The organism is Collinsella sp. SGI.178, assembly GCF_050313495.1.
GTDB lineage: Bacteria > Actinomycetota > Coriobacteriia > Coriobacteriales > Coriobacteriaceae > Collinsella.
The window spans coordinates 1-25,435 of sequence record NZ_JBNPLM010000023.1; the positions used below are offsets into that span (position 1 = coordinate 1).

The window sequence follows — 25,435 nt, forward strand, 5'->3', positions numbered from 1 at the left end:
CCCGCCCGGAGCAGGCCCCAGCGCGAGACCGTCCCGGATGCTATTCGTTGTCGCCGGCAGTTAACTGCGTTGCGGAGAGTACGCCGTCGGCAGCGGTTGCGGCCGCGGCGTCGGGCCAGACCCAGTCGGTAAAGGCCGGGTGATCGAAGCCCTCGTCGCACGCGAACTCAAAGGCCTCGGTGCGGAAGGCCTCCCACTCATCAATCTGCTCGGCAAACTTATCGGCGTCAACCATGCGCAGCACGTCGGCGGCCAGGGCCCAGCGATCCATGTTGTTCAGGCGCAGCATGTCAAACGGCGTGGTCGTGGAGCCCTTCTCCTCGTAGCCGTGAACGCGGAAGGCATTGTGGCCGGGGCGGTTCCAGATCAGACGGCGAATCGTGCCAGCATAAGCGTGGAATGCGAAGAGCACGGGCTTCTCGCCGCGGCCAAACAGCTCAGCCCAGCGCTCATCGCTGATGGCTTGGTCGTTCTCGCAGACGTTCTGGATCTTGAGCAGATCGACTACGTTGACAAACCAGACCTTGATGCCCAGCCCGCGCAGCATATCGGTTGCGGCCAGTGCCTCGAGCGTCGGCACGTCACCGCAAGTAGCGACCACGACGTCGGCCTCGGCGAGCGAGTCGGCAGTCGATGCCCACTCCCAGGTCGCTACGCCCTCGGCGAGCTCAGACTTGGCCTCGTCGACCGTCTGGAAGGTGGGGGCGGGCTGCTTGCCACAGAAGATGGCATTGACGCAGTCGGTGGACTGGTAGACGCGCTCGGCCACAGCAAGGGCCATGTTGGCATCGGCCGGATAATAAGCATTCACGACATGCGTGTCGTTGGCCTTGTTGAGCAGCAGGTCGATAAAGCCGGGGTCCTGGTGCGAAAAGCCGTTGTGGTCCTGGCGCCAGACATGGCTCGACAGCAAAATGTTGAGGCCGCTGATAGGAGCGCGCCACGGAATCTCGCGCTTGGTTGCTTCGAGCCATTTGCAGTGCTGGTTGACCATGGAATCGACCACGTGGACAAAGCTCTCGTAGGAGCTCCACACACCGGAGCGGCCGGTGAGCACGTAGGCCTCGAGGAAGCCCTCGCACTGGTGCTCGGACAGCTGCTCGACAACCTTACCGGAACCGGCCAGCAGCTCGTCGTTGGCATCGTCCTCGTAGAAACCGGCATCCCACTGCTTCTTGGTCACCTTATAGGCAGCCTGCAGGCGGTTGGACGCGGTCTCGTCGGGACCGAAGATGCGGAAATCATCCATGTTCTTGGCCAGGACATCGGCAGTGTACTCACCAAAGACGCGGGCGGCCTCGGTGGAGCCCCAGCCGTGGCCCTTACTTGCGACGGGGATCTCGTGAGCGTGAATATCGGGAAGCTCGAGCTCGCGGCGTACCTTGCCGCCGTTCGCGTTGGGATTGGCGCCGATACGCAGCTCGCCGGTCGGCATAAAGGCCGTCACCTCGGGGCGCACCTGGCCTTCGGGCGTAAAGAGCTCCTCGGGCTTGTAGGAGCGCAGCCACTCGCGCAGCACGCGGAAGTGCTCGTGGGTGTCCTTGGCACTCGCGAGCGGCACCTGATGGGCGCGCCAGGAGTCCTCGGTCTTCTTGCCATCAATCTGCTTGGGGCAGGTCCAACCCTTGGGCGTACGGAACACGATCATGGGATAGGCCGGACGGACCACGGTCTCGCCCGCAGTGGCCTGAGCCATAGCGGTGGCCTTGATGTCGCAGATCTCATCGAAGACCTGCTCGAACAGGGCGGCGAAACGCGCATGAATGCTCGCATGGCTCTCGTCGTCAAAGCCGGCGACAAAGAAATGCGGCTTATAGCCCATGCCCTCAAAGAACTTGGTGAGCTCCTCGTCGGACACGCGGGCAAGAATGGTGGGGTTGGCGATCTTGTAGCCGTTGAGGTGCAGGATCGGCAGGACGATACCATCGGTTGCCGGGTTCACGAGCTTGTTAGACTGCCAAGAGGTCGCGAGCGGACCGGTCTCGGACTCGCCGTCGCCCACCACAGCCACGGCCAGCAGGCTCGGGTTATCCATGACGGCACCGTAGGCGTGGCTGAGCGTGTAGCCGAGCTCGCCGCCCTCGTGGATGGAGCCAGGCGTCTCGGGCGCAAAATGGCTCGGAATACCGCCGGGGTAGGAAAACTGGCGGAAGAACTTCTGCAGGCCGGCCTCGTCATTGGTAATGTCGGGGCGAATCTCGCGGTAGGTACCATCGAGCAACGACTGGGCGGTGCCAGCGGGGCCACCGTGACCCGGGCCCATCAAGAAGATCGCGTTCTGGTTGTGATCGGCAATGAGGCGGTTGACATGACCGAACAGGAAGTTGATGCCGGGCGTGGTGCCCCAGTGACCGACCAGGCGGTGCTTAACGTCCGGGCGACCAAAGTCGCGCACCTCGCCGGTTTTCTCATCGATAAAGTCGGGGCGCATGAGCGGGTTAGAGCGAAGGTAGATCTGACCGACGGACAGATAATTCGATGCACGCCAATACAGGTCGACGCCCTCGAGCTCGGAAGCCGGCACCTCGTGGCCCAGCTTTTTCCACGGCGTCCCCAGTGTTTTAGCCATTGTTTATGTCCCTCCGCTGTGCGGTCGCCCTCCAATACGGCAACCATTCGTTGGGACTAGTATATTTGCTAAAACGTTTTATCATGGTGAAAAAACGTTTTATCACCCTTATCAATCACATCGATCAACAAAACGCGACATTCACCTGCGGCATTGTCTGCCACAGGTGCTCCACATTCGGTCTCTGCAAATTGATAAACGTGTTTAGTTATGTTTAGTGAGCTCGAGCACGCTGCCCTTAACGATAAGCGCCGGCTCCAGGACGACCTCTTCGGCACGCCTACCGCCCCTACCGGCAAGACGCTTGGACATGCAGCCAAAAGCATGTTCCGCGAGGACACCAGGATCCTGCTCAATGGCGGTCAGCGCCGGCTCAAAGAGAACGTCGGCCGCCGAGTTGTCATAGCTCACCACCGAAATATCGCCCGGGATGCTCTTCCCCATCTCGTGCAAACGCTTGAGCAAACCGAGGGCAATGTTGTCCGAGCTTGCGAATACGGCAGTGGCGTCGGTTGCGAGCACCGCCTCCGAGGCCTCGTAGGCGCTCGGAATGTAGTACTCGCTCTCAAACTCCAAACGCGCGTCGATAGGCAGGCCAACCTCGCGCAGCGCGCGCTCATAGCCGGCAAGTCGCTTGCGACCCGTATTGGAACGACGCGCATTAACCAAGCAGGCAATGCGACGGTGGCCCTGCTCGATCAGATAGCGGGTAGCCATATAGCCACCCATCTCGTGGTCGAACATCACCTTGTCGCACTCGAGCCCCTCAATGGCGCGGTCGACCATCACGGCAGGGATGGGTAGATGGCTGACCTCTTCGCGCATGGCACGGTCGTCCGAGAACTCGTCGCCTACCACCAGGAAGACACCATCGACGCCGCGCGTCACCAGCTGGCGCAGCAGTTCCAAGTCATCGTCGGCGCTTCCGCCCGAGCTGGTAATAAAGAGCGCATAGCCGTCCTCGCGGCAGCGCTTTTCCAAGCTACCGGCAAGTGAGGCAAAAAATCGGCTCTCGATGTTGGGGACGATAAGACCCAGGGTGCGTGACTCGCGCATGACCAGGCTGCGCGCAATCTGGTTGGGAACATAGTGGTTGCGCGCCGCGACCTCCTTGATGAGCTTGCGGTTTTCTTCCGAGATGCGACAAGGCCGATTGTTGAGAACAAGCGAGACCGACGAGGGGGAAAGCCCCACCTCCTGGGCGATCTGCTTGAGGGTGACTTTGTTGGCCATCTCGCTCCTTCCGGGTTTACGCGCAATCTCTTGAAAGTATAGCGACTGCCCCTCTACCTCGGTGATAAACACTTTACCAATCCGGTAGACGGCTGTTTTATCGCCGCCAGCGCACCAAATACGTCCAGGTGGGGTATATTGCAATCGATTGATGACAACGACCACCAAAAGGCGGATATTCGGATGCACGAGAACGACTTTTTTAACGAGGACCTGCTGTGCGCGCTCGCTGGCGTTGCCGGCGAGGACAACGTGTTGATGAGCGAGCCCATGCGCGAGCACACCACGTTTAAGATTGGCGGCCCGGCCGACGTCTTTGTCACGCCCAACACCGAGCAGGGCCTCGTCGCCACGCTCGATACCTGCTATCGCTGCGATCTGCCACTCACCATCGTGGGCAACGGCTCCGACCTACTCGTCGGCGACAAGGGCATACGCGGCGTCGTCGTAGCGCTAGGCGAGGGCCTCTCCGACATTACCGTCGACGGCACGCACGTTACAGCAGCAGCCGGTGCGCTGCTTTCGGATGTTGCGGCCACGGCAGCCGAAGCCTGCCTCACCGGCATGGAGCCCATCTCGGGCATCCCCGGCTCGGTCGGCGGCGCCTGCTACATGAACGCCGGCGCCTACGGTGCCTGCATGGCCGACGTGCTGGAGTCTGTACGCGTCTACAAGCCCGCCCGCATGCTCGACGACGGCACCCGCGGTAGCGGCAGCATCATCGAGTTCGATGTCGACGAGCTCAATCTGGGCTATCGCAAGAGCCGCATCGCCGACGACGGCTTCATCGTGCTTTCGGCCACCTTCAATCTCGCCCCGGGCAACGCCGCGATGATCAAGGCCGACATGGACGACTACCGCCAACGCCGCGAGGACAAGCAGCCGCTCGACATGCCGAGCGCCGGCTCCACTTTCAAGCGCCCCGAGGGCCACTTTGCCGGCAAGCTCATCATGGACGCCGGGCTGCGCGGCCACGCTGTCGGCGGCGCCCAGGTGAGCGAAAAGCACTGCGGCTTTATCGTCAACGCCGACCACGCCACCGCCGCCGACGTCGACGAACTCATCCGCCACATCCAAGCAACCGTCAAAGACCAATTCGGCGTAGACCTAGAACCCGAAGTCCACCGAGTAGGCGAATTTTTATAAAAAGAAGGCCCCAAAAGGGGCCTTCACCATATTTATTCAGATAACCCAGTCCGGTGTGTCGTGCTCAGGACCCGTGAGGGCCGGGACAGTCCGAGAGGCATAAGGTTGATCGCGAGTTCCGCACGAGCCGGAGAGCGCTTAATGTGCTCTCCGCGCGAGCAGGACTGCCCGAGCAGGCAACCTTATGCCTCGCCCGCAGTCCCGGACCAAGCCGCAGCTACGACAGCGCGATACCGCCGAGCCAGCCCCAGCGCACACCAGAGCCAGTGCCGTAAAAGCTAATGAACGAGTCAAGCGACCTCGACGTGATGGCGCCCTCGTTACTCATAACGATGCCGCCGCCAACATAGATGCCCACGTGTCCGTACAGCAGACCCGGCATACCGGTGCCACTGTGCGACGAGTCGGCCACGATCATGCCCACCTGCAGCGCCGAACGATCGGAGCTGTAGCACCAGGCGTTAAACATGTCGCACGCGTTGCCGCCAAAGTAGCCCACGCCGGCGTTGCGGAAGACGTTGGTGACCCAGGCGGCGCACCAGTTCAGGCCAGGCGAAGGCGTGGAGTAGCATGCGTTGACGACAGCCTGCTGCTTGCCCGAGCCGGCATTCTGTTGCGGATTTCCGGGCGCATACGATCCGCCACCCGAGTTTGAACCACCCGAGTAGGAATTGTTCTTGTTTGCGGCAGCCGCAGCAGCGGCAGCCTTCTTGGCAGCCTCCTCAGCCTGGGCGGCAGCGAGAATCTCGGAATCGCGCTGAGCCATGAGCTCCTTGACGTCGTCGGAGAGGCCGTTCAGAACCGTCTGGACCTCTTGCTGCTTGGCCTGCATGTCCTGCATCTGGGCAGTCTGCTGGTCCTTGAGCTTCTCCAAGTCGGCTTTTTGCGACTCGAGCTCGGACTTCTGTGTATCGAGCTCTTTCTGGATGGTCTGGATATCCTCGATGGCGTCGCGGTCGCTCTTGTTGATCTTCTCAACATAGTGCGCATTGGCGACGAGCTCCTCAAACGAGCCCGAGGCGAGCAGCAGCGACAGGATGTTGGTGCCGCCCGACTTATAGTTGGCGGAAACGCGATCGGAAAGATCGCCGCGCTTCTTTTTGAGCTCGGCCTTCTTTTCGTCGATCTGCGCCTGCGTGCTGTCAATCTGGCCCTGTACGCTCTCGATATCGTTGAGGGTCTGGGCGTTCTTGTTGGCCAGCGCCGCGTATTCATTTGCGATGCTGTCGAGCTGGGCCTGGACCTCGTCAAGCTGAGCCTGGGCCGCATTGAGCTTGTCGGTGGTTTCCTTGGTGGCCTCCGCAGCATGGGCGCGAGCGGGCAGACCAAAAAGAACGGCTGCAGAAGCGGCGCCGAACAAGGCCTTGAGGGCAGTGCGACGCGAAAGCTCCTGGGAAAGGATGGAATCGCTGTTTGGTGACATATCTACTCCGTTACATGTTTATTTATATGTCGCTCAACTCATACATATTAGCGTACATCCGACGCGTCCCAACGATTTCCACGAACGGCAGGAAACCCCATGGTCGGCGGCTCGTATGCAAACGTCAAAGTCAAGGTTATGCCCACGCCAAACATTTCCATGAGTACGTTAGCATGTTCGTCTGCTTTTCCTGCCCTGCACGTTTTGGGTGCCCCTGCCTGCGCTATACTCCCTCAGGAAGTGTTCCTGATTCGATAGGAGACTACATGTCCAAAGCACTCGACCCCAAAGACACCTGCGTCCTCGTAACCGGTGGCGCCGGCTTTATCGGCTCGCACACCGTCGTTCAGCTGCTCGAGGGTGGCTACCAGGTCGTCATCGTCGACGACCTCTCCAACTCCAGCGCCGTCGCCGTCGACCGTGTCAAGACCATCGTGGGCGACAAGGCCGCCAAGAACCTCACCTTCTACGAGGCCAACGTGCTCGACCGCGATGCCATGAACAAGATCTTCGATACCCATCAGATCGACCGCGTCATCCACTTCGCCGGCTTTAAGGCCGTCGGCGAGTCGGTGAGCAAGCCCGTCGAATACTATCACAACAACATCGAGAACACCCTGGTGCTCGTCGACGTTATGCGCAACCATGGCTGCAAGTCCATCATCTTCTCGAGCTCCTCGACCGTCTATGGCGATCCGGATAACCCGCCCGTCACCGAGGAAGACCCCAAGAAGCCTGCGACCAACCCCTATGGCTGGACCAAGTGGATGATTGAGCAGATCCTTATGGACGTTCACACCGCCGACCCCGAGTGGAACGTTGTGCTGCTCCGCTACTTCAACCCCATCGGCGCACATCCGTCGGGCCTAATCGGCGAGGACCCCAAGGGCATCCCCAACAACCTGGTGCCTTATGTCGCGCAGGTTGCCGTGGGCAAGCTCGAGGCCGTTCAGGTCTTTGGCAACGACTACCCCACCCCCGACGGCACCGGTGTGCGCGACTACATCCACGTGTGTGACCTGGCATCGGGCCATGTGGCCGCCCTCAACTGGATGAACGGCAAGACCGGCGTCGAGATCTTTAACCTAGGCACCGGCACCGGCACCTCGGTGCTCGAGGTCGTCGCCGCCTTCTCCAAGGCCTGTGGCAAAGAGCTGCCCTACGTGATTCGCGAGCGCCGCGCCGGCGACATCGCCGCCAACTGGTGCGACGCTTCCAAGGCCGAGCGCATGATGGGTTGGAAGGCACAGTACGACATCGCGGACATGTGCCGCGACAGCTGGAACTGGCAGAGCCACAACCCCAACGGCTTCGCCGACGCCGAGTAGCAAAAACCTACACACCGTTCTTGCCCCGATCTCACGATGTGAGACCGGGGCTTTTTCATGGCATGTAACCATTCGCCGAAAATCGACCAACTTTTTTATCTTGCCTATACATGTTTAAACAACATGTATACAATAGGTGTATCGAATCAGAACATCGGAGGCGGACTGCACACCCATCGGCAGGCCGACCCCACAACAAGAAGGTTGGTGAGCGCATTCATGGAGCGTGCAAGCGGCGTCCTCATGCCCGTCTCATCTCTGCCCGGACCATACGGAATCGGCGGCTTTGGCTGGAATGCCTACGACTTCGTCGATTTTCTCGCCTCGTGCAAACAACATTACTGGCAAATCCTGCCCCTTACGACGACCAGCTATGGCGATTCGCCCTATCAGTCGTTCTCGGCCCGCGCAGGCAACCCCAACTTGATCGACTTTGCCGAGCTTATCGAAGCCGGCTATCTGGAGCAGCGTGACATCGACGGCGTCTTCCTTGGTTCCGACCCCAGCAACGTCGACTACGGTGCCATCTTTGTTGGCCGCCGTCAGATTCTCGATCGAGCCGCTGAGCGCTTTGCTGCCGACAAGCCGGCCGATTTCGACGACTTTATCCAAGCAAACGAGGACTGGCTCATTCCCTACTGCGAGTTTATGACCGTGAAGGAGGAGTGCGGACTCAAAGCCTTTTGGGAGTGGCCCGAGGAGCTCCGCCGCCGCGGCGCGGCATCCGCCAAGGTCTGCGCCACCCATCCCGAGCGCATGCTCTACCACCAGATGACGCAGTATTTCTTCGATCGCCAGTGGAGCCGCCTCAAGGCCTATGCCAACGAGCACGACATCCTGATCATCGGCGACCTGCCCATCTATGTCTCGCGCGACTCCGTCGAGATGTGGGCCACACCCGAGCTCTTTAAGATCGACGCCGCCGGCAATCCCGTCAGCGTCGCGGGAACGCCGCCTGATCAGTTCTCGGCCACCGGCCAGTACTGGGGCAACCCCATCTATGACTGGGATGCTATGGAAGCAGACAGCTTCTCCTGGTGGGAAGACCGCGTCCGTGCTGCCCTCGACATGTACGACATCATCCGTCTGGACCACTTCCGCGGCTTTGAAGCCTTTTGGGAGGTGCCGTTCTCCTCTCCCGATTCGTCATATGGTTCATGGACGCAGGGACCCGGCCTCAAGCTCTTCAAGGTGCTCGAGGAAAAGCTCGGCACGCTTCCCATCATTGCCGAAGACCTGGGCTTTCTTACCCCCGGCGTCATCGACATGCGCGACACCACGGGCTTCCCCGGCATGAAGATTCTGCAGTTCGCTTTTGAAGGCAGCAACTCCTACTATCTGCCCCACAACTACATTGCCAACACCGTCGCCTACGTCGGAACGCATGACAACGAAACGGCACGCGGCTGGTATGAAGGAACGGCCACCCCGCGTCAGCGCGAGCAGGCGGCCCTGTATACCCACCAGCAGGCAGGCGAGTCCATGGCCGACGCGCTCAACCGCACCATCGCCGCCAGCGTGAGCGATACCTGTATCTACACCATGCAGGACCTGCTCAATCTGGGCAACGAGGCGCGCATTAACACCCCCGCCACCCTGGGCGGTAACTGGACGTGGCGCATGCTTGATGGCGCCATCACCCGCGAACTCGAGCGCAAGCTCACCGACTGGACCGAGACCTACTTCCGCATCCCGTCGGAAGCCGAAATCGAGCTTCCCCAATAGGAGCCACCGCGCCCGACCCCACCCCACCGTGTGGACGCGACCGCTTTTCCCGCGCGAGGCCATCCCAATCCCTCGCGCGGGCTTCTTTTGAATTTCTGACATGTCGTCGACTCACCACAGGAGGAAACATGCCCCGTATAAGCCTCGCAGAACTCGCCGAGCAGTCCTTTGGCACCTCGCTCGAGCAGCTCGATGACCGTCGTATTTATAAGCTGCTGGTCAAGCTCGTGCAGGAGCGCTCTGCCGCCTGTCCGCTCAACAACGGCAAGAAAAAGCTCTACTACATCTCTGCCGAGTTTTTGATCGGCAAGCTGCTCATCAACAATATGATCGACCTCGGCATCTATGACGAGGTTAAGGACCAGCTCGTCGCCGCCGGCCACGACCTCAACAAGATCGAGGAGTTTGAGGTCGAGCCTTCGCTCGGCAACGGCGGCCTGGGCCGCCTGGCCGCATGCTTCCTGGATTCCATTGCCACGCTGGGCCTCACCGGTGACGGCGTGGGCCTCAACTACCATTACGGCCTGTTCCGCCAGCGCTTTGCCGACAATCAGCAGAAGGCCGTCCCCGACGAGTGGCTCGGTGAGCAGGACATCCTGATCGATGACGACCGCTCCTACACCGTCGAGTTCGGTGATTTTGCCGTCACCTCCAAGCTCGTCAACATCGATGTGCCCGGTTATGGCCAGCCCACCAAGAACCGCCTGCGCCTGTTCGACCTGGCAAGTGTCGACGAGGGCCTGGTACCCGGCAGCTCCATCGACTTCGACAAGACCGAGATCGCCAAGAACCTCACCCTGTTCCTCTATCCGGATGATTCCGATGAGCAGGGCCGCCTGCTTCGCATCTACCAGGAATACTTCATGGTGAGCAATGCCGCCCAGCTCCTGATCGACGAGGCCGTAGAGCGTGGCAGCAACCTGCACGATCTGGCCGACTACGCCGTGGTTCAGATCAACGACACGCACCCCACCATGGTCATTCCCGAGCTCATCCGCCTACTCACCACCGAGCACGACATCGAGTTTGACGAAGCCGTTACCATCGTACGCTCCATGGTCGCCTACACCAACCACACGATCCTTGCCGAGGCGCTCGAGAAATGGCCGCTCGCCAGCCTGCAGAAGGTCTCCCCCGCCATCGCCGACATCATCGTCAAACTCGATGAGATTGCCAAGGCCGAGCATGGCGACCCGCGCGTCGCCATCATCGACGAGTACGGCACCGTCCACATGGCCCACATGGACATTCACTTTGGCTTCTCCATCAATGGCGTCGCCGCACTCCACACCAAGATCCTGGAGAACACCGAGCTTCACCCGTTCTACGAGATCTATCCCGAGAAGTTCTCCAACAAGACCAACGGCATCACCTTCCGCCGCTGGATTCATGGTGCCAACCCCGCGCTCGGCAGCCTGCTCGACGATGTGATTGGCACCGATTGGCGCAGCACCGGCGACCTGAGCAAGCTCGCCGAATTCGCCGACGACAAGGACGTTCTTGAGCGCCTGGCCGCCACCAAGGCCGAGGCCAAGGCCATCATGCGCCAGTTCATGGCGCTCGAGCAGGGCGTGACCATTCCCTCCAACGCGATCATCGATGTTCAGGTCAAGCGTATCCACGAGTACAAGCGCCAGCAGATGCTCGCGCTCTACATCATCTGGAAGTACCTCGACATCAAGAACGGCAATAGACCTAAGCACCCCGTCACCATCATCTTTGGCGGCAAGGCGGCACCTGCCTACACTATCGCGCAGGACATCATCCATCTGATCCTGACGTTGTCGCAGTGGATCGCAAACGATCCCGACGTGGCTCCCTACCTGCAAGTTGTCATGATCGAGAACTATAACGTCACCGCTGCCGAGCGCGTGATTCCCGCCGCCGACATCTCCGAGCAGATTAGCCTGGCCTCCAAGGAGGCGAGCGGCACCTCCAACATGAAGTTCATGCTCAACGGTGCTTTGACCCTGTGCACGCTCGACGGCGCCAATGTCGAGATCGCCGAACTCGTGGGCGACGAGAACATCTACACCTTTGGCGCCTCGTCCAAACAGGTCGAGCAGCTCTACGCCGACGGCAGCTATAACGCCGGCACGCTCTACCTCAAGCCCGGTATTAAGCTACTGGTGGACTTTATTACCAACCCCGCTTTTATGGCGACCGGCAACGCGGAGCGCCTGCAGCGTCTGCACGACGACATCAAGGGCAAGGACTGGTTTATGTCCCTGCTCGACATTGAGGAGTACATCCAGACTAAGGAGCGCGTGCTGGCAGACTACGAGGACCGGGACGCTTGGATGCGCAAGGCGCTGATCAACATCGCCAACGCCGGCACTTTCTCGTCCGACCGCACGATCTCCCAGTACAACGACGAGATTTGGCACCTGAGCTAATTTCGCTTCCATTACCCATCCTTTTGAAAGCGGAGTCGCGGCAACGCGGCTCCGCTTTTTGCGCCCAGGCGATACTCCTGTGAGCCGCCTCGACTAAATCATCTCAATCTGTAACATCTAACGTCCGAAATCGGCCCTACCTGTTACAGATCGAGACAAACGACCGGCCAGACAGCCCCAGCACAAAGAAAGGCTCCCCTCTCGCTCAGCGGACGAGAGGGGAGCCTTATATGTGACTGCGGCAAAAGGATGGTAAAACCGCAGTCGTCCAAAAGGATGGCCTGATTGAATCGGGCCTAGATAAGGTTCTTGCCAGAGACCTTATCGAAAAGGTGGGTCGCATTCTTCTCGAACTTGAACCAGATGGGGTCACCGGCCTTGAGCGAACCCCTGGCCTCGAGGTCGACGACAGGGATGATCAGGACAAACTGGCCGTCGGGAGACGTCACATGAACGTGCTCGGTCGAACCCATGAGCTCGGTGACCTCGATGGTGCCCTGAAGCGCACCCTCCTCGCCCTTGTCGGCAAGCAGAATCTGCTCGGGACGAACGCCGGCAGTGATCTCCTTCATGTCCTCGCCGTCCCAGTTAAGCGCAAGCTGAGCGCAGGTCTCGGGGGCCAGTGCGACATTCATGTCGTCGGTCTTGACGGTAAAGCCCTCGCCCGAGCGCACCAGCTGAGCATCGAAGAAGTTCATCTGCGGCACGCCGATGAAGCCGGCGACGAAGATGTTCGCGGGATGGTTGAAGACCTCCTGCGGCGTGGCGATCTGCTGAACAACGCCGTCCTTCATGACCACGATGCGGTCGCCGAGGGTCATAGCCTCGGTCTGGTCGTGGGTAACATAGATGAATGTACCTTTGATCTCGTGGCGAAGCTTAATGAGCTCGGCACGCATCTGGTTACGAAGCTTGGCGTCCAGGTTGGACAGCGGCTCGTCCATCAGGAATACCTTGGGGTCACGCACGATGGCGCGGCCGATGGCAACGCGCTGACGCTGGCCGCCCGAAAGCGCCTTAGGCTTACGGTCGAGGTACTCGGTGATACCCAAAATCTCGGCAGCGGAGCGAACCTTGCGGTCAATCTCGTCTTTGGGGACCTTCTTGAGCTCAAGCGTAAACGCCATGTTCTCGTACACCGTCATATTAGGGTACAGAGCATAGCTCTGGAACACCATGGCAATGTCACGGTCCTTGGGTGCCACGTCGTTGACGCGCTTGCCGTCGATGAGCACGTCGCCCGAGGTAATGTCCTCCAGGCCGGCAACCATACGCATCGTCGTGGACTTACCGCAGCCAGAGGGACCAACGAGGACGATAAACTCCTGGTCGTGAACAGTGAGGTTGAAGTCCTCTACAGCGAGCACGCCATCCTCGGTAACCTTGAGATTGTGCTTCTTCTCCTCGGTCTTCTTCTTTTGCCAAAGAAGCCCTTCTTTTTGGACTCGTTGTTGGGATACACCTTCTGAACATGTTTAAGAACGATCTCGGCCATGTCTCTACCTTTCGATACGCGGCGCCACGCTGAGGGGCGCCGCAGAAACTTGCAAAACAGTTACGGCATCAGCCCTTGACGGCACCTGCCACCACGCCGTCGATGATGTACTTCTGGCAGAGGATGTACATGAGGACGATGGGAACAACGACCATCATGATGCAGGCCATCATGGGGCCGAGCTCGACGTGACCGTAGCCGCCGCGGAAGTACTGGATCAAGATAGGAATGGTCTTGTACTTGGTGGAGTCGAGGGTGAGGTAGGGCAGCAGATAGTCGTTCCAGACCCACATGGTCTCGAGAATGCCGACCGAAAGATAGGTGGGCTTCATGATGGGAAGAACGATCTTAAAGAACACCTGGACCGGGTTGCAGCCATCGATCATGGCCGCCTCCTCGATCTCGAGCGGGATGTTCTTTACAAAACCGGCGAACATAAAGACCGCCAGGCCCGCGCCAAATCCAAGGTAGATAAAGCAGATGTTGAACGGCGTGTTGAAGCCGATGCGGTCCGCCAAATTGGACAGCGTGAACATGAGCATCTGGAACGGTACGACCATCGAGAACACGAACAGGTAATAGAAGAAGTTCGAGATCTTGCTGTTGACACGCACCACATACCAAGCGCACATGGAGCAGCACACCAAGATCAGCACGACCGACGTGACCGTGATGATGAGCGAGTACATAAATGCCGAGGCAAAGCCCTGTTCGTTTAGGGCGTGCACGTAGTTTGCAAGGCCGTTGAACGTCTCGGGCGTGAGCAGATCGAATGCCGTGGTGGTGCTGATTGCGGTCCCTTTCTTAAAGGAATTGAGCGCAATCATGAACACGGGGTAGATCCATGCGAGCGACAGGATCGTAAAGAAAATCGAGAGCGCACGGTTGATAGCCTTATCGCGTTTCATTACTGCTGCACCTCCTTGGACCTCGTGGCCTTAAGCTGGATCATGGAAATAGCGACGACCAGGATGCAGAAGATAACCGCCTTGGCCTGACCGATGCCCTGCCATGCGATGCCAGCACGCGAATAGAACGTGTTGTAGATGTTCAGGGCGAGCATCTCGGTGGAGTGCGCCGGGGCGCCACCGGTAAGGGCGAGGTTCTGGTCGAACAGCTTAAAGCCGTTGGTGATGGACAGGAACAGGCAGATGGTGATCGTCGGCATCAGGTTGGGGATCTTAACCTTCCAAAACGTCTGCCATGCCGTAGCGCCGTCGACCTTGGCGGCCTCGATGTAGTCTGACGGAATGGACTGCAGACCGGCGATGTAGATGATCATCATGTAGCCGACCTGCTGCCACAGGGTCAGGATGATAAGGCCCCAGAAGCCAGCAGCAGAGTTAAGGGCGATAAGGTCGGCACCGATGTTGGAGAGCAGGCAGTTGATCAGAATCTGCCAAATGTAGCCCAGCACGATGCCGCCGATCAGGTTAGGCATGAAGAAGATCGTACGGAAGATGTTGGTGCCCTTGAGCGCCTTGCGGGTGAGCGCCTGCGCGATGGCGAGGGCGATCACGTTGATGAGCACCGTCGACAGGAAAGCAAACGCCACCGTAAAGAAGAACGACGTGGCAAACTGCGGATCGGACAGTGCACGCACGTAGTTCTCGATACCGACGAAGTGCGTGTTGTTAATGGTAATAAACTGGCAGAACGAGAGATAGAAACCCTGGATAAAGGGGATCACGAACCCGATCATAAACGCCAGGCACGTGGGCAGCATAAAGAGCGGCCACCAGCGCTTGAGTGCTTTGCCCATAGAAGGGTCCTTTCAATATGCAGGGGGCGGGCAAACCGACGTCTGCCCGCCCCTGTCGCTAATCAGATAGCTTGGGCAGCAACTGCTTACTCGGAAGCAGCCTTCTCGGTCTTCCAGCCATCGACGAAGGCGTTCTTGACGCCGTCCCACTTGGTGTTATCGGCAGCATAGGCAATCAGAGCCTGCTTGAGGTTCTTCTTCCACTCCTCAGAGGGGATGTAAACGAAGTCCCAAGCGACGGTCTTCTTGCCGTCCTTAGCCATGGCAACAGCCTGCTGCGAGAAGACGTTGGTGGTGTCCTTGGCGCTCTTGAACGGGGCAGTCAGACCCATCTTGTCAGCGATGATGCTGGTGGCAGTGTCAGAAGTGACGCACCAATACATGAAGTCCTCGGTAGCCTTCTGGGCATCCTCGGAAGCCTGGGAGCTCACGCACCAGTAGTTCTCGCCGCCGGAGCACAGGCCCTGGTTCTCCTCGCCGTCGACACCGATGTAGATGGGCATCATGCCAATCTGATCGTCGGTCATGCCGGCCTTGATGAGGTCGGCGTAGGCCCAAGAGCCGTTCTGATAGAAGACGGCCTTGCCGGTTGCGAACTCGTTGGTGGCGTCGTCGCCGGTCTTGGAGGCAAGCTGCGAAGGATCGCAGGTGGAGTCGGTGATGTACAGGTCGAAGATCTGCTTAAAGTTGTCGAGATACTCGCCCTTAATCTCGTCATCCTCCTGGTTGTGCTCCTTCTCGAACTCGTAGTAGAGCGGGAGGTTGGCGAGGTGGGTGGTGTAGCGCCAGCTGGAGGAGTCATCCATGCCGGCGGAAGTAAAGGCGCCCTCAACACCAAGCTCGTCCTTGCGGGCCTGAATGTCATCGGCGCAAGCCTTCAGCTTGTCGAAGGAGTTGATGTCCTCGGCTTGTAGCCAGCCTTCTCGAGGAGTTCCTTGTTGTAAATGATGCCGTAGCTCTCCTGGACCCAGTCGATACCCAGATCCTTGCCGTCGGACTGCAGAGCCAGGGAGTCGTCAATGAGCTCACCGCGGACCTTGGTATCGGACAGGTCGGCGCAGTAATCCTTCCAGTTCTTAAGACCGGTGGGGCCGTTGACCTGGAACAGGGTCGGAGCGGAGCTCTTGGACATCTCGGACTTGAGCTTCTCCTCGTAGGTGTTGGAGGCGGCGGTCACGATCTTGACCTCGACGCCCTTCTCCTCCTTGTACGCCTTAGCAATCTCCTTCCACTCCTTGTCGACCTCGGGCTTGAATTGAAGGAAGTAGACCTCGGCAGCGTCACCAGAAGCAGAGGAGCCGGAGCCGGCAGAGCCACCGCAGCCCACGAGACCCAGGCCAAAGACCGTGGCCGCGGAGCCAGCGAAGCCCAGGAACTGCCTTCTGCTCATTTCGTTCTTCATTACAATCCACCCTTTCACACCGTGGCGGCACCCTTTGCCGCCGCCTTCGGAGATTGGTTCGGGGACTTTGCCCCTTTTTCTGATTTGTACAATACGCTATTTGGCCAGTTGTTTGAACAAGTATTACTAGAGCGGTAGAAAAACTTCGGTGAACGGTTCCTGATACATTCGTACTTGACAAATATTGTCTAAACAATTAAAGCGCCCCGTGCGGCCGATATCCCATCGACCGCACGGGGCGCTTCATATCGGAACGCAAGCTTATGCGTCTGTTACCTATCGCTTGGAATTGATGCGGTAATGGAAGATCTCGGGGTGTGTGCGAGCATGCGTCACCTCGAACAAGATGCCGTCCGAGGTGTACGACTGACTCTCCATGACGGCAACGCAGTTGTATTTGCCGAGGTCAAGATAGCTACAGTCTTCATCGTTGGCGAGCTCGACACTCACCGTACGGCGACTTGCCATCACTTTGATGCCGCGCTTGTGCTCCAGATAGTCGTAGATAGATTCTGCCGCGATCTCGGGGGTCAGACCCTTGGCGATCGATTCCAAAAAGTAGCCATGGTCCACTTGGCGCGCACTGCCGTTGAGGCTTCGGACACGCACTACGCGAATCAGCTCCTCGCCCACCTTAAAGCCCAGGCGACGAGAGAGCTGCTCGGTGCAGACCAGATGTTCAAAGGACTTAACGTCCGTCGATGCAACGGCATTGTTGCGCTTTGCAAATTCGCCAAACGACTCGACTTCCTCGAGCGCGCCCAGCATGTCGGTTTCGCCCTTGAGCCAAATAACGCGTACGCCCTTGCCGTGTATGGGCTGCACAAACATCTCGTCGGCCAGCATGCTCAAGGCGCGGCGGACGGTATTGCGCGTGCAGCCAAATTCCGCGGTCAGCTCGGCTTCGGTTGGCAGCATCTCCTGAAATGCATAGGTCCCATTAATGATGCGCGAGCGGATCTCGCGGTAGATTCCTTCGTAAATCGCTTTTGGCATGGCTTCACCTCTAATGAATATGTATGGCTAGGCACGATAGCATTTCTTGGGGTTGTTTAAACCGTCTATCGGCAAAGCACGGATTATTTACCGTCGACGGTTCCCCCGGCACCCAAATCGGACCGAATCAAAACCGTCAATGCGGCAAGCAGCCAGTCCTCTACAATGAGTTCATTGTTTAAACGTTCTTGCTCGCACAGCATGTTGCATCCGGAAGGCATATTATGCTGCAGAAAATCCAACGCTTTGGCGGGGCAATGTTCGCGCCCGCCATGCTGTTTTCCATATCGGGCCTTATGGTCGGCGTCTCCGCCCTCGCAACGTCTGCGGACATCGTCGGCGACCTCGCCGTATACGGAACCCCTTGGTATGTTTTTTGGGCTATCATCCAGCGCGGCTCGTGGACGGTCTTTAAACGCCTTCCGCTGCTTTTTGCCGTAGCGCTACCCATCGGCCTTGCCCAAAAGCAACCGGCGCGCTGCTGCTTCGAGGCACTCGTGGCCTATTTTGCCTATTGCTTCTTTTTAAGCGAGATCATTAAGCTGAGCGGCGACAACCTTGGACTTAAGTACCCGTCGTCTTTGACCTCCGCCAGCGGCATCACCGTCATCGACGGCATCAAGACGCTCGACACCGGCATTATCGGCCCGCTGGCGGTATCGGCCACCGTCGTCGCCATCCATGACCGCTTCTACGATGCCAAGGTTCCCGATTGGCTCGGTACTTTCTCGGGCTCCTCGCTGGTCTACCTCATTAGCTTTTTTGCCGTATTCGCCCTTGCCGCTATCTCGGCCGCCATCGTGCCCATCGTATACGCAATGACCGAAACACTGCGCCATGCACTTACGGGCGTCGGTCCCTTCGGCGTGGGCGCCTTTGTGTTTTTAGAGCGAGCACTCGAGCCCGTGGGGCTGCATCACCTGCTCTACATGCCAATCTACTACGACAATTTGGTTATTACCGATGGCATCTACGCCACGTGGACCAACTTGCTTCCCATCCTCTCGCACAGCACGCGCCCCCTCAACGAGCTAGCGCCCTGGGCTGGTTTCACCGCCACCGGTTGGGTCAAGCTCTTTGGTCTTCCCGCCATCGCCGTAGCGTTCTACACCACGGCCAAGCCCGAACGCCGTGCCAGCCTCAAGACCATCCTTCTGCCCGCCATCGTCGCCTCGATGGTCTGCGGCGTCACCGAGCCGCTCGAGTTTCTCTTTATGTTCACCTATCCCGGACTCTTTTTGCTCTACGCCGTCCTATCCTCCTGCCTTGCCATGGCCATGAACTTCTTTGGCGTCGTCGGCATCTTCTCGGGTGGCCTTATGGAGATGGCTGCCTTCAACTTTATCCCGCTCATGCGGACGCATGCCGGCTCCTACCTTTTGGCACTCGGAATCGGACTCGTCTTTAGCGTCATCTTCTTTCTGAGCTTTCGAGGTCTTATCCTGACCTTTGACCTTAAAACCCCGGGACGCGAGGACTACATTGCCAGCAACACGGCGCTCTCGCGCTTGACGGGAAACGACGTTGACGAAAAGCGCTTATCAGAAGTCGGCGCTTCCGACTGCCAGGCATCACAAGATCGTCTGCTCGCCGAGCAGGTTGTGGCGCTTCTGGGCGGCGTCTCCAACATTGTGGGCGCAACCAACTGCGCCACGCGGCTGCGCGTCGAAGTCGTGGACCCTTCTATCGTCGCGGACAACGCAACCTTTGTCGCAGCGGGCGCCAAAGGCCTCATCGTCACCGGCAAGACCGCCCAGGTAATCATCGGCGTCTCGGTCCCCCGCGTCAAAGAGCACTTTGATCAGATTATGGGACTCGAACCGGGTTTTGCATTTGCCACCCCGCTTTCTCATGCCGCCGATGACGCCAAAAAGCATGGCAATATCTGCTTCTTCGACATCGACGGTACGCTTGCCTGGCAAGATCCCAAACTTGCCCAAGAGCTCCCCGAGGGCGAGCGAGACCTTTCCCCCTATCCCAGCGAAACGGTTGCACAGGCAATTCGCACGTTTGTCGCCAACGGCAACAAAGCCTTTATCTGCACGGGGCGCACCCTCAGCTGCATCCATCCCAAGCTGCTCGAGCTGCCGTGGGCGGGCATCGTATGTCTCGCGGGCGGCTACGCCGAACTCGAGGGGCGCATCGTACGAAATGCGGCCATAAACCCCGGTCTGCTACAGCGCCTCGCCCCCTATCTCGAACAATCGGGTGAGGTCATTCGCTTTGAGGGCATCGATCGCGTCGTACGCATGAGTGCAGATGCCCCCGAGACGTACGGATACGCGCGCACCGTGGGCGACGCCGTCACGCAACTCAAGCACTACAACGCTTATAAAATTCTTATGTCCACACCGCTCGCCAACCGCATCGCCCAAGATGAAGAGCTTGGGCCTCTGCTCTGCCTCAACGAGCTCGAACTCGAGGTCACGGAAATCTCGCCTCGCGAGTGCACCAAGCGGGCCGGAATCAAGGCCGTGCTTGACGCCCTGGGGCCAGATCACGGCACTGTGTACGGCATCGGCGACGCAAGCAACGACATCGCCCTCATGGAGGCAGTCGATGTTGGCGTCGCCATGGGCAACGCGCCGGACTTCCTCAAGGAAAAGGCCGACTACGTCACCGACAGCTTCGACCACGACGGCGTCGTCACCGCGCTCGAGCACTTTGGACTTATCTAGCCGCGCCTCTTGCCGCATTTGCGACAACATGGCTCAATCGTCTTCAACCGCCGCGCTCGATGCCCTAATGTGGCAATATGTTGTCTGCATAACGCAACGATGCAACCTAAGAAAGAATGCGAGAACCCGTGTCCAGTCCGTTTACCAGCTTTTTAGCCCAGCATTTTGACCAGATTAACGACTATCTGGCCACGTTCTTTGACGGACAGGCGACCTCTGCCGATATCGAGCGCTACCTGTACGCGCCGCTCTCGGCATTTACGGCCAATGCCGGCAAGCGCCACCGCCCGCTCATCTGCATGCTCGCCGCCACCGCGGTAGGCGGCAGCTTTGAGAGCGCCCGAAGCGCGGCGGCGGCCATCGAGCACTTTCAGTCGGGAGCGCTTATCCATGACGACATCGCCGACAACGGCCAGCTGCGCCGCGGCAAGCCCTGTATGCACCTTACCGAGGGTACGGGACTTGCCATCAACTGCGGCGACCTAGCGCTCACCATGGTTACCAAGACGGTTCTCGACGACCCCACGCTCGAGGCAGACGTGAAGCTCCGCGTGCTCCACGAGCTCACCGAGATGATCGTTCGCACCATCGAGGGTCAGGCGCTCGACCTGGGCTGGGTCCGCGATGGGCGCTTTGACATCTCGGTCGACGATTATCTGGACATGGCGACGCACAAGACCGCGTACTACAGCGGAGCCACGCCACTTGCCGCCGGAGCCATTATCGGTGGCGGCAGCGAAGACCAGATTGAGGCGCTGCGTGCCTTTGGCCTGCACACGGGCCTTGCCTTTCAGATCCAAGATGATCTGCTCAACCTTATTGGCACCAAGGAGGCCGCCAACAAGGACTTCCGCACCGATATCACAGAGGGCAAGCGCACGCTCGTCGCCGTGCATGCCCTGTCAGACGAGCGTTATCACGACGAAGTCGAGGCAATCCTTTCCTCGGGCACCGAGGACCCCGTGCAACTCGCACGCGCCGTGGAGATCTTCCGGCAGACCGGCTCTGTCGATTTCGCCCACACTTACGCACTCAACCTGACTGCCAAGGCCAAGGCCGCTATCGAAGGTGTCGAGCTCGACCCGCATGCACGCGAGCTGTTCGACTCCATGGCAGATTTCTTTGTGGAGCGCCTTAACTAGCGGGGGTTATAAAACCTGTCAGCAGCGCATTTGGGTACAACTTGCTACACTGTTGAGTGCATGTTTATGCAACCCTTTGCGTTGTCTATCCGACACACGCTCAAATAGTACGAATGGTACGCCGAAAGGGGTTCGTTCATGGAACCTATCACAACGGGCATGCAGGGAGCAGCCGTCGAGGACGTCCAGTCCCGCCTTCTGCAGCTCGGCTATACAATCGATGACGCCGAGGTCGCCGACAAGCGCTTTGGCACCACCACCGAGCAGGCTGTTGGCACCTTTAGGCTCGACAGCGGCCTTGCCGCTGGCTACGCCGTCGATATTCCCTGTTGGAGCGCCCTGGTAGACGCCTCGTATAAGCTGGGCGACCGCACGCTTTATCTGCGCATGCCCAATTTCCATGGTGCCGACGTTCGGGCCCTGCAGAGGGCACTCAACGTATTGGGTTTTGCCTGCGGTGAGGACGACGGCTACTTTGGCCCGCACACCGAGGCGGCCTTGCAGCAGTTCCAAGAAAATGTCGGCCTGTTTGCCGACGGCATGGCATTCCAGGATACCTACGCCTATATCAACCGTCTGCATCACGTATGGGAGGGCAAACCCTCGGTTACCGAGGCCGAGTCGCGCATCGGCTTTGCCCGCGCCGCCAACGTGCTCGAGCGCTTCCAGATTGCCGTTATCGGTGAGGACCCCATCGCACGCAGCGTTGCATCGCGCATGTGGAACATCGCCACGGCGACGACCGACAACAGCGGCATGATGCTTTGCGATTCCGAGGTTCCGACCGACGTGGACCTGGTACTCGAAATCGCAAGCGATGAGCTGCCCGCAGATGCAGCGCCGCGCGCCACGATCGCCCTTGCCGAATGTCACAACCTGGCGCAGCGCATCCGCACTGCCAATATCGCCGCGCAACAAAAGCCTGCACGTATCCGCATTGAGCTCACGGGCATGACGCGCTACAACGGAACCTTCACCGCAAGCGATGCACAGACACTCGCCGTACGCCTGCTCGATGGCGTTTGCGATGCCCTCGCAGATTAGGTAAACTAGACGAGCTGCTTTTGGGCAGTACCACACATTGGGACGTAGTTCAACGGTAGAACTCCGGTTTTTGGTGCCGGCTGTTGGGGGTTCGAATCCCTCCGTCCCAGCCAAGGTAACTGAGCGCCCCGGGCTTTCATCAGCCCGGGGCGCTTTCTTGTGGGCATGCGGAGGGATTCGAACCCGCAAGGGTGCGGAGCTGAGGAAACGCGAAGCGTTTTCCAGCGCAGCACGCAAGGAGCGGGGCGACGCAGCGGGGCGCGGCCGCCGGCAGGCGGACGCGGAATCCCTCCGTCCCAGCCAAGGTAACTGAGCGCCCCGGGCTTTCATCAGCCCGGGGCGCTTTCTTGTGGGCATGCGGAGGGATCCGAACCCGCAAGGGTGCGGAGCTGAGGAAACGCGAAGCGTTTTCCAGCGCAGCACGCAAGGAGCGGGGCGACGCAGCGGGGCGCGGCCGCCGGAAGGCGGACGCGGAATCCCTCCGTCCCATATCAACAACGGGCTCTCCGTATCTCAACCGGCACTTGGGGACGTTCCCAAAGTGCCGGCACTAAAGGAACGCCACCAAGTACCGGCTCATCCACCCTCAAAAGACAGACGCCCCAAGCCCGAAAGGACCAAGAGCGCCTTACATCTAGAAAATATCAGCCCCGTTCCGAAAAGCGAGCCGTCATCTACAAAATGGCGCGTGGCCCCGGCGGGCCGGGCATTAAGTTTGTCGCGAGTTCCGCACGCAAAGAAGGCCACTTAATGTGGCCTTCTTCTTGCGCAGGACTGTAGAGCAGCAAACTTAATGCCCGGCCCGCCGGGGCCACGCGTCCCTAATTGTTCAGCATGCGGTCGAAGCTTCCCGAGTCGCCATCCCGATAGTCGGCGGTCATCAGAATCTCCTGCGGAATGCGACCTCCCTCGCGCAGCACATTGCGGAACTGCACGCGCGTGACCATAGGCAGATCCTTGATCGTCGCCGCCAAATTCTGCGGCACACCCTGATTGGCAGCCGCAGGCTCGCACTCGCCGCCAGCTTTCACGCGACGCTTGTGCTCGGCGAGCATGGCACGATACATGCCGGCATGCAAGCGAATCTCAACCACATTGGCATTGCGGGCCTGCTCGACGATGCGCGCACCCTCTCGGTCGATATCGCCCACGTAGTAGACATAGTTATAGCGATAGCCGATCTCGGCCAGATAATCATCCAGTGCGTGCGAGACGCTCGCCTTGCAGCCACCGCCAAAGATCACGCCACCCACCTTGGTGCCAAAAAGCTTAGCGTGCTTGCGGCCGCGCAGGAGCTTGACGATCTCGTCATAGGTGTCCAGGTTCTCGACCATAATGAACGGCTTGTCGGCGCCCAGCGTAAAGAAGCCCGTAAAGTGCACGGGGCGGTTGGGGGCGACCTTAATCGCCTGCATGCTGATGCCCTTTTCGGTCATACGCCGAATCAAGCGCTCGCCGTGTTTACCGTCAAAGGCCTTCTCATCGTTAAAAATCTGGTAGGCGCGCTGGCGACGCGAAGCGACCGGCGTGTCGGCACCGCGATTCTGCTCAATCCAAGCCTGGATGATCGCAATCTCCTCGGCAATCTTGCGGTTGGACATCTCGTTGTGCTGAGTGCGCTGCGAAACCTTTTTGCCGTCCTTGCCCTCAACCTTAACGATTTGAGTCTGTTGCTCCTTAATCTTGGAGAGTGCAGCAGGTGTGGGAACGACCTTGAGCAGCTGCCTGCCCAGGACACGGGCCAGAGCAAACGCCGAAACCTCGCCATGAGCGGTCGACTCAGGCTGCTGGGCGGTCGCATCGTTTGCAGTCGGTTTGGGCTGCGTCTGGGATTTGCACTTGGAATCTGTCCGAGTATTGCGCTCTTGCTTTGACGCGGACGAGCCCTTTTGCGAACGCTCAGGCTTGCCCCCCTTTACTGGCCGGCGCTTGGGCCGCTCCGCCGGGATCTCAGTCTTCGCATCCTTGTTTTGCCCCGCTGCCTGCTCGGCCACGGATTCGGCATTTGAGCCACGGCCGCCACGATGACGACGACGGCGAGGCTTGCTCGAAGCGCTCTCCCCCGCTTTCTCGCCCGCAGACTGCTGGCCTCGGGGCTCGACATCGCCCGCAGGCCGCGGCTCAACAGGCTTCTGCTCACGGGCCATCGGCTCGGAAGCCTTCTCAGCCTTCTCCGCTGGTGCAGCGGGAGCCTGGTCGGTCTTTTCTTGACGCCTTGCGGGATACGCACGATCCATAAAGCCGCGTCCGGGACGGCATGAACCCGGAGCCTTCTTGACGGGCTCCTCGGGTGCATCAGCAGCCTCGACGGACTCCTGAACGTCGCACACAACACCTCCCTGCTCGGCCTTAAAGTGAGCACCGCGGCGACGCTTGGGCTCCTGGACCTCAGCGGCGCACTGCGGCTCGGTAACAGCCTCATCCTCGACGGGCTCGACATCCGTCGCATCCTTTTGAGCCACGGCGCGACGGAAGCGCTCCTGCTGGGCACGGCGCTGCGCATCGCGCTTGCCGCCCCCGCCAAAACCGCCGCGGCCCGCCTTGGCCGTAAAGGCGCGAACGACGCTCTCGTCAAGCAGCTCATCGGTGTCGACGTTCTCGCGCGGAGCCGTTTCCACCGCAACAGGCGCCTCGACAACGTCCTCGACGGCCTCTTTGGCAGCCTCGGCAGGCTGCTCCTGGACATCGCGAATCTCGGCATTAATGGTATAGAACGCTGGGCGCCCGTTAACGCCGCTGCCCTCGATCTTGGTAACGATCTTTGCCGCGATAAGCTCATCGCGCATCGCCTTGGTGTCACATTCCTTATCGACGGAACGGAAAATCTGTGCCAGCGCGCTCGACTTGATCTTGAGCGCCTTGCGGCAGAGCAGGTCGTAGGCAACCAGCTTGGCACGCTCGGCAGAAAGCGACGTCTGGCTGCTCAGACGCTCAGCCAGGGCATCGATGTTGTTTTGGTTATCGGAATATACCGTCTTGGCCACGGGGCCCCTTTCATATGTACACATATACGTCTATATGGTACAACGCACGCCCCTATCCACGCAAAACATCTGCGAGAACACCCGGGCACACTAGCTATTGCATGGAAAAAAA

At 59.4% G+C, this 25,435-nt stretch carries 16 protein-coding genes, 1 tRNA gene and 1 pseudogene; 8 read left to right on the forward strand and 10 right to left on the reverse strand.

Going from position 1 to position 25,435, the window contains the following annotated elements; all coding sequences use genetic code 11:
- Window positions 1-40: 40 nt before the first annotated feature.
- Together ACQRAQ_RS07050 and ACQRAQ_RS07055 are read right to left on the reverse strand one after the other, a co-directional pair.
- Window positions 41-2,569 (reverse strand): phosphoketolase family protein, encoded by a 2,529-nt coding sequence (locus tag ACQRAQ_RS07050; protein WP_427794378.1) that lies wholly within the window; start codon window positions 2,567-2,569, stop codon window positions 41-43.
- Window positions 2,570-2,773: 204 nt separating this feature from the next.
- On the reverse strand, window positions 2,774-3,802 hold the full coding sequence (locus ACQRAQ_RS07055; RefSeq protein WP_427794379.1) for a LacI family DNA-binding transcriptional regulator: 1,029 nt from the start codon (window positions 3,800-3,802) through the stop codon (window positions 2,774-2,776).
- A gap of 183 nt (window positions 3,803-3,985) precedes the next feature.
- Between ACQRAQ_RS07055 and murB the strand changes: the two genes are divergently transcribed.
- On the forward strand, window positions 3,986-4,948 hold the full coding sequence (murB, locus tag ACQRAQ_RS07060) for a UDP-N-acetylmuramate dehydrogenase (RefSeq protein ID WP_427794392.1): 963 nt from the start codon (window positions 3,986-3,988) through the stop codon (window positions 4,946-4,948).
- Window positions 4,949-5,165: 217 nt separating this feature from the next.
- Here the strand turns inward: murB and ACQRAQ_RS07065 are convergent, their stop codons facing one another.
- On the reverse strand, window positions 5,166-6,371 hold the full coding sequence (locus ACQRAQ_RS07065; protein WP_427719726.1) for a PcsB-like coiled-coil domain-containing protein: 1,206 nt from the start codon (window positions 6,369-6,371) through the stop codon (window positions 5,166-5,168).
- Between the two features lie 266 nt (window positions 6,372-6,637).
- On the opposite strand from ACQRAQ_RS07065, the gene galE reads away from it, so the two are divergent.
- The 3 genes from galE (at window position 6,638) to ACQRAQ_RS07080 (ending at window position 11,820) form a co-directional block, all read left to right on the forward strand.
- On the forward strand, window positions 6,638-7,699 hold the full coding sequence (gene galE / locus ACQRAQ_RS07070; protein WP_154515134.1) for a UDP-glucose 4-epimerase GalE: 1,062 nt from the start codon (window positions 6,638-6,640) through the stop codon (window positions 7,697-7,699).
- A 207-nt stretch (window positions 7,700-7,906) separates the two neighbouring features.
- On the forward strand, window positions 7,907-9,424 hold the full coding sequence (gene malQ, locus ACQRAQ_RS07075; RefSeq protein WP_427794380.1) for a 4-alpha-glucanotransferase: 1,518 nt from the start codon (window positions 7,907-7,909) through the stop codon (window positions 9,422-9,424).
- A gap of 128 nt (window positions 9,425-9,552) precedes the next feature.
- Window positions 9,553-11,820, forward strand: coding sequence for a glycogen/starch/alpha-glucan phosphorylase (locus ACQRAQ_RS07080; RefSeq protein ID WP_427794381.1), 2,268 nt, complete (start codon window positions 9,553-9,555; stop codon window positions 11,818-11,820).
- 296 nt (window positions 11,821-12,116) lie between these two features.
- Here ACQRAQ_RS07080 and ACQRAQ_RS07085 read toward each other — a convergent pair.
- The 6 genes and pseudogenes from ACQRAQ_RS07085 to ACQRAQ_RS07110 form a co-directional block, all read right to left on the reverse strand.
- Window positions 12,117-13,315 (reverse strand): annotated as a pseudogene (locus ACQRAQ_RS07085) (ABC transporter ATP-binding protein).
- A gap of 68 nt (window positions 13,316-13,383) precedes the next feature.
- Window positions 13,384-14,223: a carbohydrate ABC transporter permease gene (locus ACQRAQ_RS07090; RefSeq protein ID WP_154515140.1), complete on the reverse strand. Its 840-nt coding sequence runs from the start codon at window positions 14,221-14,223 to the stop codon at window positions 13,384-13,386.
- On the reverse strand, window positions 14,223-15,077 hold the full coding sequence (locus ACQRAQ_RS07095; RefSeq protein ID WP_152073297.1) for a carbohydrate ABC transporter permease: 855 nt from the start codon (window positions 15,075-15,077) through the stop codon (window positions 14,223-14,225). The genes ACQRAQ_RS07090 and ACQRAQ_RS07095 overlap by 1 nt, the downstream gene beginning before the upstream one ends.
- Before the next feature lie 86 nt (window positions 15,078-15,163).
- Window positions 15,164-16,048, reverse strand: coding sequence for an extracellular solute-binding protein (locus tag ACQRAQ_RS07100; RefSeq protein ID WP_427794393.1), 885 nt, complete (start codon window positions 16,046-16,048; stop codon window positions 15,164-15,166).
- Complete coding sequence (locus ACQRAQ_RS07105) at window positions 15,955-16,479, reverse strand: ABC transporter substrate-binding protein (RefSeq protein ID WP_427794382.1); 525 nt, start codon at window positions 16,477-16,479, stop codon at window positions 15,955-15,957. The genes ACQRAQ_RS07100 and ACQRAQ_RS07105 overlap by 94 nt, the downstream gene beginning before the upstream one ends.
- Before the next feature lie 276 nt (window positions 16,480-16,755).
- Window positions 16,756-17,475: a GntR family transcriptional regulator gene (locus tag ACQRAQ_RS07110; protein ID WP_427728942.1), complete on the reverse strand. Its 720-nt coding sequence runs from the start codon at window positions 17,473-17,475 to the stop codon at window positions 16,756-16,758.
- Between the two features lie 224 nt (window positions 17,476-17,699).
- On the opposite strand from ACQRAQ_RS07110, the gene ACQRAQ_RS07115 reads away from it, so the two are divergent.
- The 4 genes from ACQRAQ_RS07115 (at window position 17,700) to ACQRAQ_RS07130 (ending at window position 22,452) form a co-directional block, all read left to right on the forward strand.
- Window positions 17,700-20,153, forward strand: coding sequence for a PTS transporter subunit EIIC (locus ACQRAQ_RS07115; RefSeq protein WP_427794383.1), 2,454 nt, complete (start codon window positions 17,700-17,702; stop codon window positions 20,151-20,153).
- A 128-nt stretch (window positions 20,154-20,281) separates the two neighbouring features.
- Entirely contained in the window at window positions 20,282-21,295 is a 1,014-nt protein-coding gene (locus tag ACQRAQ_RS07120; RefSeq protein ID WP_427794384.1) for a polyprenyl synthetase family protein, read from the forward strand.
- A 138-nt stretch (window positions 21,296-21,433) separates the two neighbouring features.
- Window positions 21,434-22,339 (forward strand): peptidoglycan-binding domain-containing protein, encoded by a 906-nt coding sequence (locus ACQRAQ_RS07125; protein WP_195838517.1) that lies wholly within the window; start codon window positions 21,434-21,436, stop codon window positions 22,337-22,339.
- A gap of 38 nt (window positions 22,340-22,377) precedes the next feature.
- A tRNA-Gln gene (locus ACQRAQ_RS07130) sits at window positions 22,378-22,452 on the forward strand.
- A 708-nt stretch (window positions 22,453-23,160) separates the two neighbouring features.
- Here the strand turns inward: ACQRAQ_RS07130 and ACQRAQ_RS07135 are convergent.
- Window positions 23,161-25,323: a hypothetical protein gene (locus ACQRAQ_RS07135; protein WP_427794385.1), complete on the reverse strand. Its 2,163-nt coding sequence runs from the start codon at window positions 25,321-25,323 to the stop codon at window positions 23,161-23,163.
- Between the last annotated feature and the right edge of the window lie 112 nt (window positions 25,324-25,435).